At 66.8% G+C, this 9,510-nt stretch carries 8 protein-coding genes; 4 read left to right on the forward strand and 4 right to left on the reverse strand.

What is annotated here, in order from left to right:
* Positions 1-22: 22 nt before the first annotated feature.
* Positions 23-3,226 (forward strand): ATP-binding protein, encoded by a 3,204-nt coding sequence (locus DVDV_RS13505; RefSeq protein ID WP_075355176.1) that lies wholly within the window; start codon positions 23-25, stop codon positions 3,224-3,226.
* Here the strand turns inward: DVDV_RS13505 and DVDV_RS13510 are convergent.
* Complete coding sequence (locus DVDV_RS13510; protein WP_075355177.1) at positions 3,178-4,146, reverse strand: bile acid:sodium symporter family protein; 969 nt, start codon at positions 4,144-4,146, stop codon at positions 3,178-3,180. The genes DVDV_RS13505 and DVDV_RS13510 overlap by 49 nt on opposite strands.
* 189 nt (positions 4,147-4,335) lie before the next feature.
* Complete coding sequence (locus tag DVDV_RS13515) at positions 4,336-5,610, reverse strand: zinc-binding dehydrogenase (RefSeq protein WP_083634777.1); 1,275 nt, start codon at positions 5,608-5,610, stop codon at positions 4,336-4,338.
* Between the two features lie 154 nt (positions 5,611-5,764).
* On the opposite strand from DVDV_RS13515, the gene DVDV_RS13520 reads away from it, so the two are divergent.
* The 3 genes from DVDV_RS13520 (at position 5,765) to DVDV_RS13530 (ending at position 7,340) form a co-directional block, all read left to right on the forward strand.
* On the forward strand, positions 5,765-6,427 hold the full coding sequence (locus DVDV_RS13520) for a CBS and ACT domain-containing protein (RefSeq protein WP_075355178.1): 663 nt from the start codon (positions 5,765-5,767) through the stop codon (positions 6,425-6,427).
* A gap of 135 nt (positions 6,428-6,562) precedes the next feature.
* Positions 6,563-6,799 (forward strand): hypothetical protein, encoded by a 237-nt coding sequence (locus DVDV_RS13525; protein WP_075355179.1) that lies wholly within the window; start codon positions 6,563-6,565, stop codon positions 6,797-6,799.
* Between the two features lie 178 nt (positions 6,800-6,977).
* Positions 6,978-7,340 carry an STAS domain-containing protein gene (locus DVDV_RS13530; protein ID WP_075355180.1) on the forward strand — a complete coding sequence of 121 codons (363 nt, stop codon included), beginning with the start codon at positions 6,978-6,980 and terminating at the stop codon, positions 7,338-7,340.
* 305 nt (positions 7,341-7,645) lie between these two features.
* Here the strand turns inward: DVDV_RS13530 and DVDV_RS13535 are convergent, their stop codons facing one another.
* Together DVDV_RS13535 and DVDV_RS13540 are read right to left on the reverse strand one after the other, a co-directional pair.
* Positions 7,646-8,665: an electron transfer flavoprotein subunit alpha/FixB family protein gene (locus DVDV_RS13535; protein ID WP_075355181.1), complete on the reverse strand. Its 1,020-nt coding sequence runs from the start codon at positions 8,663-8,665 to the stop codon at positions 7,646-7,648.
* Between the two features lie 15 nt (positions 8,666-8,680).
* A complete protein-coding gene (locus DVDV_RS13540) occupies positions 8,681-9,481 on the reverse strand; it encodes an electron transfer flavoprotein subunit beta (protein ID WP_075355182.1) in 801 nt (266 codons plus the stop codon).
* Positions 9,482-9,510 lie beyond the last annotated feature (29 nt).

The raw sequence follows: 9,510 nt of genomic DNA on the forward strand, positions 1-9,510 counted from the left end.
GGAGCGGGGCAGCGGACACCTCATGCGCGGCCTATCCTTGCGACTCAAAATCAATACGGCGATTTTACTCGCCTTTCTGGCAGCAGCTGCGGCTTTCGGCGGCGTGTTGCACCTGTACATGCACGACCGCCAGGCCGCCGCCCAAAACCGCACCCGCACCCTGCTTGGCGTCCTGGCCGCCCACCGCCTGGAAAACCTGGCCCCGCTCGTCCATTCGCCCCAGGCAGCCAACGCCGCCACAGACATCCTGACCCGCCTGGTGCGGGTCGAGGGCGTCACCGAAGCCAGCCTGTTCACCGCCACCGGCCGTCTGGTGGCCACGGCCGGCGACCGCACGCCGGCCCCCCTGTCCAGCGAGGCCGACGGCGGCCTGCCCACCGGGCGGCTCTTCACCGTCTCGGCCGAGGACGACCGGCTGACAGCCACCCTGATCGAGCCCATCCGCACCGAAAGCCAGGACCTGGGCTTTTTGCGGCTGCGCTACGCCCTGAAGGAAAGTTCGCCCCTGGCCGCCCAGGTCTGGACCATCTTTGCCCTGGCCGTGGTCGGGGCCTATATCTTCCTGGCCGGCCTTTTAAACCTCATGCTCCACCGCTTCGTGCTGGAGCCGGTCGAAACCCTGCGTCAGGCCCTGGAGGCCGTGGAGGCCGGTGACCTCGACCAGTCCGTGCCCGTGGCCACCACCGACGCCCTGGGCCGGGTGGGCATGGCCTTTAACGCCATGGCCGCCCGGCTGCGCGAAACCTCGCGCTGGCTCGGAGAGTCCCGGGCCGAAGTGGAGGAGCATCGGCTGCTGCTGGCCCGGCGGGTGGAGGAACGCACGGCCGAACTGGCTGCGGCCAACACCCGGCTGGTGGAGGAGATTGAAGCGCGACGCCGGGCCGATGAACGCCTGTCGCGCCAGATGGCCCTGTATATCGCCATCTTGGAATCCACGGCCGAAGCCGTGGTCTGCGTGGCCGCCAGCCCCCCGGATTTTGAAATCCTGGCCGTCAACAAGCGCTTCCTGGAACTCTGGAGCCTGTCGCCGGACTGGGCCAGGGACAGCGATGCCTCTCAACGCTTCAGGCCCATCCTCGACCAGATCGTCGGAGCGCCGGAGGTCAGGCAGCGGTTTCACCAGCTCATGACCGACACCGAAAGCCTTGCCGAGGCCTGCCTGGAGCTGCACGACGGCCGCTACATCGAACGCCGCAGCGGCCCCATCCGCCAGGACGGCGTCTCCATTGGCCGGGTGTTCTCCTACATCGACGTCACCACCCGCCGCCGGGCCGAGGATTCCCTGCGCCAGGCCCTGGCCCAGCGCGACGTCGTGCTTGGCAACACGCAAATCGGGCTGGCCACCACCCGCGACACCATCTGCACCGAGATCAACACCCGGGGAGCGGAACTTTTCGGCTATCGACGGGATGAACTCATCGGCCGCAGCACCACCGTGTTGTTCGGCTCGAAGGATGCCCACGACACCCTGGCCGGGGAAGTCGACCAGATTCTCTCCAGCCAGGGCTTCGTCAGCCGGGAATGCCAGGTGCTGCGCAAGGACGGCCAGACAATCTGGATTCGCGTCCACGGCAAGGGCGTGACGCCCGAAGCGCCGGCCGACCTCGTGGTCTGGGCCTTTGACGACATCACCCAGGAGAAGAACCGGCAGGCCAGCCTGGAACAGGCCAAGACCGAAGCCGAGGAAGCCTCCCAGGCCAAGGGGGCCTTCCTGGCCGTCATGAGCCATGAAATCCGCACCCCGCTCAATGCCGTCATGGGCCTCACCGATGCCCTTCTGGCCGGGGAGGCCAGCCCGGAACAGCTCGGCCATCTGCGCACCATCCGCGATTCGGCCGGGCATCTGCTTGGCGTGGTCAACGATATCCTGGATTTTTCCAAAATCGAGGCCGGCAAATTGATCCTGGAACGCATCGACTTCGACGTGCGCGAAGTGGTGGCCGAGGCCGCCCGCACCGTGGAACTGGCCGCCAGCCAGAAGGGGTTGGCCTTTACCGTGGCCATCGACGAGGCTGTGCCGTCCGCCCTTCGCGGCGATGCCGGCCGCCTGCGCCAGGTGCTGCTCAACCTCCTCGGCAATGCCGTCAAATTCACGGCCGCCGGATCCGTGTCCCTGGCCGTTGCCCCGGTTGCCGCCACAGATACGCCCCCGGACCGGGTCGGGCTGGCCGTGGCCGTCACGGATACCGGCATCGGCATCGACCCGACCCGTTCGGCCGAACTCTTCGAGAGCTTCAACCAGGGACCGGGCAGCATCGCCCGGCGCTTCGGCGGCACGGGCCTGGGCCTGGCCATCACCAAGGAACTCGTGGAGCGCATGGGCGGCCATATCGCCGTGGCCAGCCGCGAGGGAACCGGCAGTGTCTTCTCCTTCACCGTGTTCCTGCTGCCCGGAAACGCCGACGCCGTGATCCGCCGCACCGCCGCACCGGCCGGCGGCTCCGTCGCCGGACAAAAGGCCCTGCGCATCCTGCTGGTTGAGGACAACGCGCTCAATGCCGCCGTCACCCGGCTGCACATGGCCCGCATGGGCCACGATCTCACCGTGGCCGACTCGGCCCGGGAGGCCTACGCCCAATTGGCCCGGCAGCGCTTCGACGCCGTGCTCATGGACATCGAGATGCCGGAAATCGACGGCATCACCGCCACCCGGACCATCCGCAGCGGCGGTCCGGCTGCGCTGCCGGTGCTGGACCCGGGCGTGCCCATCATCGCGGTCACCGCCCATGCCGTGGAAGACGTGCGCCAGCAGTGCCTGGACTCGGGCATGGACAGCTTTGTCACCAAACCCGTCAACTACCGCACCCTGCAAGACACCCTCGACGCCATCCGGCGGGGGAGCTGCCCCCTTGAGCCGCTGCCGACGCAGATGTTCGGCCTGGACGTGTTCGCGCCGGCCAAGGCCCGGGAGGCCATGGGCCTGTCCTGGCCCCAGTTCCGGGGCTTACTGCGCACAAGCTATGACGAGGGCTCCAGGCGGCTGGCCGAAGCCCGTCTGGCCTTTGAACGAGGCGACATGGACCAGACCGCGCTGGCCGCCCACACGTTTAAAGGAACGGCCGCCACCATCGGCTCCTACGCCAGCCGGCAGGCGGCCATCCTCCTGGAACAGGCCCTTGGCCGCAAGGACATGGTCGAAATCGGCCGCCATCTGGACCAGATGCAACAACTCTGGAGTCAGGTCCGGCTGGCCCTGGACGCCTGGACCTGCCCCGACGAGGGTTGATCAGCCCCGCCGCGACGCCACCACTTGGCCAGGGTCACCCCGGCCAGATTCTGCTCCAGGCTGAAAAGCGCGGCCGGCAAGGCCGCCGCCGGCGTGAAATAGAGCTTGGCCAGAGCCACGCCCAGGCCGGAATTCTGCATCCCCACCTCAATGGCAATGGCTGCCACGTCGGCCCGGTCCCGGGTGAGAGCCCTGGCCCCAAGCCAGCCAAGGCCAAAGCCGGCCAGATTGTGCACGACCACCGCCGCCAGCACCAGCCCCGGAAAGGCCAGCACCGTCTCGCGGTTAAGCCCCACCACGCAGGCGATGACCATGGCCACCACCACCATGGACAGCGAAGGAAAGACCGCCAGCACCGGCTCCAGGCGCTGGCGCAGCAGCCGGCGCAACAGCAGGCCGTCCATGACCGGAAAAGCCACGATCCAGAAGACCGAGGCAGCCATGGCCCAGGCGTCCACGGTCAGCCGCGTGCCGCAGTAGGCCGACACAATGGCCGGGGTCAGGATGGGGGCGAGCAGGGTCGTTGCCAGGGTGAGCACCACCGACAGGGCCAGATTGCCGCCGGCCAGATAGGTGACGACATTGGAAGCCGTGCCGCCCGGACAGGCCCCGACCAGCACCACCCCGACCGCGGTCTGGGGATCGAGCCGTAAAAGCCAGGCCACGGCCATGGCCACCCCGGGCATGATGGTGAACTGCAGGACCGTCCCCAGGAGCACCAGCCGCCATTTGGGCAACAGCCCGGCAAAATCCCCGACGCGAAGCGTCAGGCCCATGCCGAACATGATGACTCCCAGGGCCGGTGAGATGTACGGGGCAAGCCAGGTGAAAAGGCCGGGCCAGACCAGGGCCAGGGCGGAAAAGCCCAGGGCCAGGGACAGAAATGCCCCTTCCACGAATCGTGCAATGCGCGTCAGCATGGCCGGCGATACCGGCCCGCCGCCACGCGGTCAAGCCCGGGCCACGCGCACTCCAACCGACCAAAGAGCAAGCGAGAGTCCATACAGCGTCCGGCTTGGGCTGTCGCAACGGCCTGCAACCAGCCCGCCGCAGCCGCAACATCCCACCCGACCCCCCTTTCCCCCTGTCAGGTAGGGTCCGGGAGGGGGTTACCCCCTCCCGGCCGCCGGAGGCTCTCCAGCCTTCTCTTCCCGCGCTCCCCCGGCTGGTGCCGACCGCAGATCGATAGCCACCTTGACGCTGCCTGTGCCCCGCTTGTCAAAGGCCGTGCCGAAAGCCTGGCGCCACTGGTCCAGGGCAAACGTATGGCTCAACAGGCCGGCGGTAGGATAGGTGCCCGAAGCGAGCAGCTCCAGGGCCAGGGCGTAGGTGCGAACGCGCTCCCCGGGCCGGCGCGGATCAGGACCGGTGGCGCAACCAGACGAGCCGGCAATCGTCAGCTCCCGAAACCACAGGCTGGAAATATCCACATCGCTGAGGCGCGCCCCGGCCCCCACCATGACATAGGTGCCGCCGGCGGCCAGGGCCAGCAGCCCGTCGCCAAAGGTGCGCGAAGAACCCACGCAGTCAAAAACAACGTCCACCCCGCCCTCGATATTGCCGCCGCCAAGGGTGGTCGGCACATACCGCGCCCCGATGGCCTCGGCCAGCTCCTTGCGGCTTCGCGGCGAAATGGTCGCGTCCGCCCCGCCCTCCCGGGCCAGGGCCACCTGGACCGGATGGCGCGCCGCCACCAGTATCCGGCTGCGGCTGCCAAGCCCCCGCAGGCAGCGCAGCACATGCTGGCCCACGATCCCTGCCCCGTAAATGAGCACCGTGGAGCCGTCCTTCGGAAAATGATCGAGCACCGGCTGCAGCGCCGAGGCCAGGGAATCGGTCAGCACCGCGTCCTCGTCACGAAGCCCGTCCGGCACGGCCAGAAGGCGCGAGGGATGGGCCGCCGTGCGCTCGGCCATGGCCCCGCCGGCCCGGCGGGTGAACCCGAGAAACGACCCCGGCGGCAGATGGCCGTCGAGAAACCGCTCGCAACGGTTGTACCGCCCCTCCCGGCAACTGGGGCAGTCCGGCAAGCCCCGGACCGCACACGGCAGCCCCGGCTCCACCACCACCCGGGCCCCGGCCCGCAGCCCAAGCTCCGGCACATCCTGCCCAAGATCGGCCACCATTTCGTGGCCCAAAATAAACGGCAGGCTGGCATACGGTTCCAGCAGCGGCGATTCCACCCCGCGCAAAAGCCCCAGGTCCGAGCCACACAGGCCGCACAGCCGGGGCGTGAGGGAGACCCAGCCCTTGGGCGGGTCAAAGGGCACGGTTTCAAGCGACAGCGGGGCCAAAGACGAAAAAAAACGCCTCGGAGCCAGCTTCGAGGCCAACGCGCAAGCCAGATAACGCGGGACGCTGCGACGGTACAAAAGGGCCTTCATCAGTTTTTTTCCTTTTCCGGAGGGCTGGAATCGCTTGAAATAATGGCGGAAACACGTATAGATCAGACAAATGTCCCGACGCTGCCGCGCCGCGTGATGTCCGGGCCTTATACCACAATCGGCCCGCCCTCAAGGGACCGCCAAGGAGACGCACATGCTGATAAAGGATTGGATGAGCAAGTCCCCGGTCACGGCCAAGCCGGCCACCTCCATCATGAAGGCGGCCAAGCTCATGAAGGAAAACGGATTCGGCCGCCTGCCCGTGGTCGACGATAACGGCCGACTCGTCGGCATCGTCTCGGACCGCGACATCAAAGAGGCCTCGCCTTCCAAGGCCACCACCCTTGATATGCACGAGCTGTATTACCTGCTCTCGGAAATCAAGGTGGGCGATATCATGACCAAAACGGTCGTCTCCATCGGCCCGGACGATACCGTTGAAAAGGCCGCCGTGCTCATGCTGCGCCACAACGTCGGCGGCATGCCCGTGATCGACGACGCCGGCATCGTGGTCGGCGTCATCACCGACAGCGATATCTTCAAGGTGCTCGTCAGCATCACCGGCGTCTTGAGCGGCGGCATGCAGTTCGCCTTCGAACTGCCCAACGTCTCCGGCAGCCTCAAGACCGTCCTGGACGACCTCAAGGCCCACGACATCCGCATCTTGAGCATCCTCACCAACTACGACGACGACAAGCCCGATACCCGCACCGTCTACATCCGCGTGCGCCCCATAGACGACGCCAAGGCCAAAGACGTCATCGACCGCCTCAAGGCCAACCATAACCTGCTCTACTGGGCCAAAGACGTCATGTAGGCCCGGCCGCCAGCCCCCCTCTCCCTGCCCAATCCCTGCCGCCGCCAGCCAAACGGTTGACGGCGGCAGGATCATGCCTATTGTTGCAGCAGGCCGGCGGCCTCTGCCCGGCCCGACGCCACCAAGGAGTTCTCCATGCTCGAAGAACGTTTTTGCCCGCATTGCAAGGCCCAACTCCAACCCTGGGTCGGTCCCCCGGAGACCGGTTGGGGCGAAATACTCGTGTGCAACAACAATGAGTGCACCTTCTACCGCTGCTCCAAAAACGATATCCAACACAAAGACGAAGACAACAGCCTCGGTTGCCGCTACGCCGAAGATCCGGACAATGAATACAAGTCATTCAATCTGCTGGCCTGGCACAAAATCTAGCCAGACCACTCCCCCACCGCCGGCCCTGCCGGCGCTTTTTTTTGCCCGGCCCCAAGGTGAACAGTCTGTCATCTTCAGGCTTTTATCCTTGCCTGCCGCGCCGCCTTGCGGCTATCTTCGGCCATCAACGACGCCGGAACGGTTCACCCGCTCCGACCGCATGGACCACACCACACACATGAGCCGAATAGCCATTGCCAATAAACACGGCGTCCTCTGGGCCCGTACCGACGGTCCCCTGGGCGCTCCCATGTCCCTGGAACTGGAAACCGCCGTGATCGAAGCCGCCAACGTCGGACGCTATCCCGTGACGGTCCTCGACCTGTCCCAGGCCCCCACCATCGACAGCAGCGGCGTCGGTGCCCTCGTGCGCCTGCAAACCGCCCTGGCCACCAAAGGACGACGACTCATCCTGGCCAACCCCACCACCGCCGTGGCCGACGAACTGCGCCTGCGCGACCTCTACGCCTTCTTCCAAATCTCCCACGACCTGCACCCCGATATGGACCAGGAAGAACTGCTCCTGGCCAGCGACCTGTAAGCGAAGCGAACAGAGACGGAGGGAGGCGAAGGCAACGGCGAAGGCGAAGGCGAAGGCGAAGATGCCTCCGGCGGCCGGGGGGATGATCCCCCCGGACCCCTGCAACGGGGAAGTTGTGCAAAGGGTTTCCGGCGTTGGCTGGCAATCCGGTCGGTGGCAGACCGGGACGGTACGCGGGAAACAGGAATCGCGTCGGGCGGGCGGAAGCCTTGTCAGCGGGAGCGCATCAGAAAATGCCAGCGGCCCGGAAGGAGACATCCTTCCGGGCCGCATTTTTTGGGGCGCAGACAGCGTCCCGGTCTATCCTATCCCAATAATTCGTTGACTTTGCGCATGACCTCAAAAGCATCAGCCACATAGAGCACGTCGGCTTTGCCCTGGGCCCAGCCGCAGGAGGCGTCGAGGTTGACGGCCCGGCGTTCGGTAATAAAGCGCCAGCCGACAACGTGCGGCTCTTCGCCGTGGCAGCAGGTAGCCAGCCCTTTCTGGTGGCGCGGCGTCGCGCCGGTCTGGCCGACCTGATGCAGGTGGGTGAGGAAAGGCAGCACGGACTCGCCTTCGCCGCCCATATCGACCAGGGACTTGCTGCTGCCAAGGGATGCCTTGGCTTTGCCGAGGAAGCCGAGGATCAACTGGCCGGCTTCGGTGACATGGGGCACGCCGTCGGCCTGCTTTTTGGTCCAACCGGCACCGGCCACGAAAAGCGTGGCCGCATCGGGGCGGATGGTCTGCTCATCGGCCGAAGGTGCGATGACGGCTTTGACCGTGGTGCGGGTCATGGCCTCGGTGACGGCCACAGGCACGGCGGTAACGGCCGCCTGGCCGGGCGCGCCGTCGTAGGCGGCGTAGCAGCCGCCGGAGACGGTGAGGCACCAGGGCCGGGCGGTGCGGGTCAGTTCGGCGGCCATGCGCTGGCGGTAATAGCCGCGGGTGGCCACGGGCTTGCCGTCCTTGGCGGTGATGGCGGTGACGTGGGCGTCGATGCGTCCGCCCAGGCGGGCGGCCACGCCGGGCAGGGCGCGGGAGGTCCGGGAGTCGTCAGGGGCGACGACGATGGTGGTCGAAGCCGCCTTGGCCAGCGCTTCCATGGCGGCCACGTCGGTGGCATAGCGCGGAGCGGCAAAGGCCTCGCCGGTGACGGCGAAGATGGTGCCGCAGGCAGCCACGGCAGCGGCGGCCGGGGCGACGTCTGCGCCAAACAGGCCCACGGCCAGACCCGCGCCGAGGCCTTCGGCCAGGGCCTTGGCGGCAGTCAGGGCTTCAAGGGACGCTTTGGCCAGGGTCCCGTCCGAGGCCACGGGGGAGACAAAAAGAATGGTTTCCATAGGGTAAGCCTCCGGCTAGCTCTGCAGCCAAGCAATGATTTCCTTGGCGATGTCGTCGACGGGCGTGTCTTTGACCACACGCGTCTCGCGCTTCTGGGCCGGCAGGGTCACCGACTGGTAGTCGATGGCTGCGGCGTCGATGGCGGCCGGTTTGGCCTTTTGCAGGGCCGGCATGACGAGGCGCATGTTGGCCATGCCCACTTGCGGGTTGTTCGGCGGTTCGGGCAGCTCGCCCGTGGCCCAGCCAAGGACGGCCGGCGCGCCGGTGCAGGCGGTGATCTGGTACGCGCCGCCTTCGATGCGCTCCATCACTTCCAGGCTGCCGTCAGCGCCCACGGTCAGCTTGTCCACGCCCTGGAACTGGTCCACGATGCCAAGCTTCTCGCCCAGAAGCTGCAAGGTGGAGCCGGAACCGCGGGAAGCCGACTGCCAGCCGCCAAAAAGGAGCAGCTTGGAGGCGTCCAGGCCGGCAATGCCCGAGATGGCGGCATACAGGGCCTCGGCCACCTCGAAGGAATCGACGAAGCCGCCGGCCGGGCCGTCGGCCACCACCAGCTCGAACGGAGCCTTCTGGGCCACGGTCATCATGACCTGCTGCAACTTGGCCTTGGGGCCAAGCGACACCAGCCAGACTTTGCTGCCCGGCACGGACTTGGCCAGATGGGCCGCCTCGTACAGGGCGTGGGACGCCCACGGATCGAGGATCGACGGCAGCATCAGTTCGTTTTTCAGGCCCCAGCCGGCCGGTCCCTTGACCGGCTCCAACGTCTGCAACGGATCAGGCACGATGCCGCCGCATACGACGATATGAAACATAGGCACTCCCTTATGCGGGGGCGCAGGAG

This window comes from Desulfovibrio sp. DV (assembly GCF_001936595.1).
Classification (GTDB): Bacteria; Desulfobacterota; Desulfovibrionia; order Desulfovibrionales; family Desulfovibrionaceae; genus Solidesulfovibrio.

Bases quoted from the DNA above. Each gene is read 5' to 3' on its own strand.
- DVDV_RS13505 (WP_075355176.1), top strand. From the start codon at position 23: ATGCGCGGCCTATCCTTGCGACTCAAAATCAATACGGCGATTTTACTC.
- DVDV_RS13540 (WP_075355182.1), bottom strand. From the start codon at position 9,481: ATGTTTCATATCGTCGTATGCGGCGGCATCGTGCCTGATCCGTTGCAG.
- DVDV_RS13520 (WP_075355178.1), top strand. From the start codon at position 5,765: ATGCTGATAAAGGATTGGATGAGCAAGTCCCCGGTCACGGCCAAGCCG.
- DVDV_RS13525 (WP_075355179.1), top strand. From the start codon at position 6,563: ATGCTCGAAGAACGTTTTTGCCCGCATTGCAAGGCCCAACTCCAACCC.
- DVDV_RS13535 (WP_075355181.1), bottom strand. From the start codon at position 8,665: ATGGAAACCATTCTTTTTGTCTCCCCCGTGGCCTCGGACGGGACCCTG.
- DVDV_RS13515 (WP_083634777.1), bottom strand. From the start codon at position 5,610: ATGAAGGCCCTTTTGTACCGTCGCAGCGTCCCGCGTTATCTGGCTTGC.
- DVDV_RS13530 (WP_075355180.1), top strand. From the start codon at position 6,978: ATGAGCCGAATAGCCATTGCCAATAAACACGGCGTCCTCTGGGCCCGT.
- DVDV_RS13510 (WP_075355177.1), bottom strand. From the start codon at position 4,146: ATGCTGACGCGCATTGCACGATTCGTGGAAGGGGCATTTCTGTCCCTG.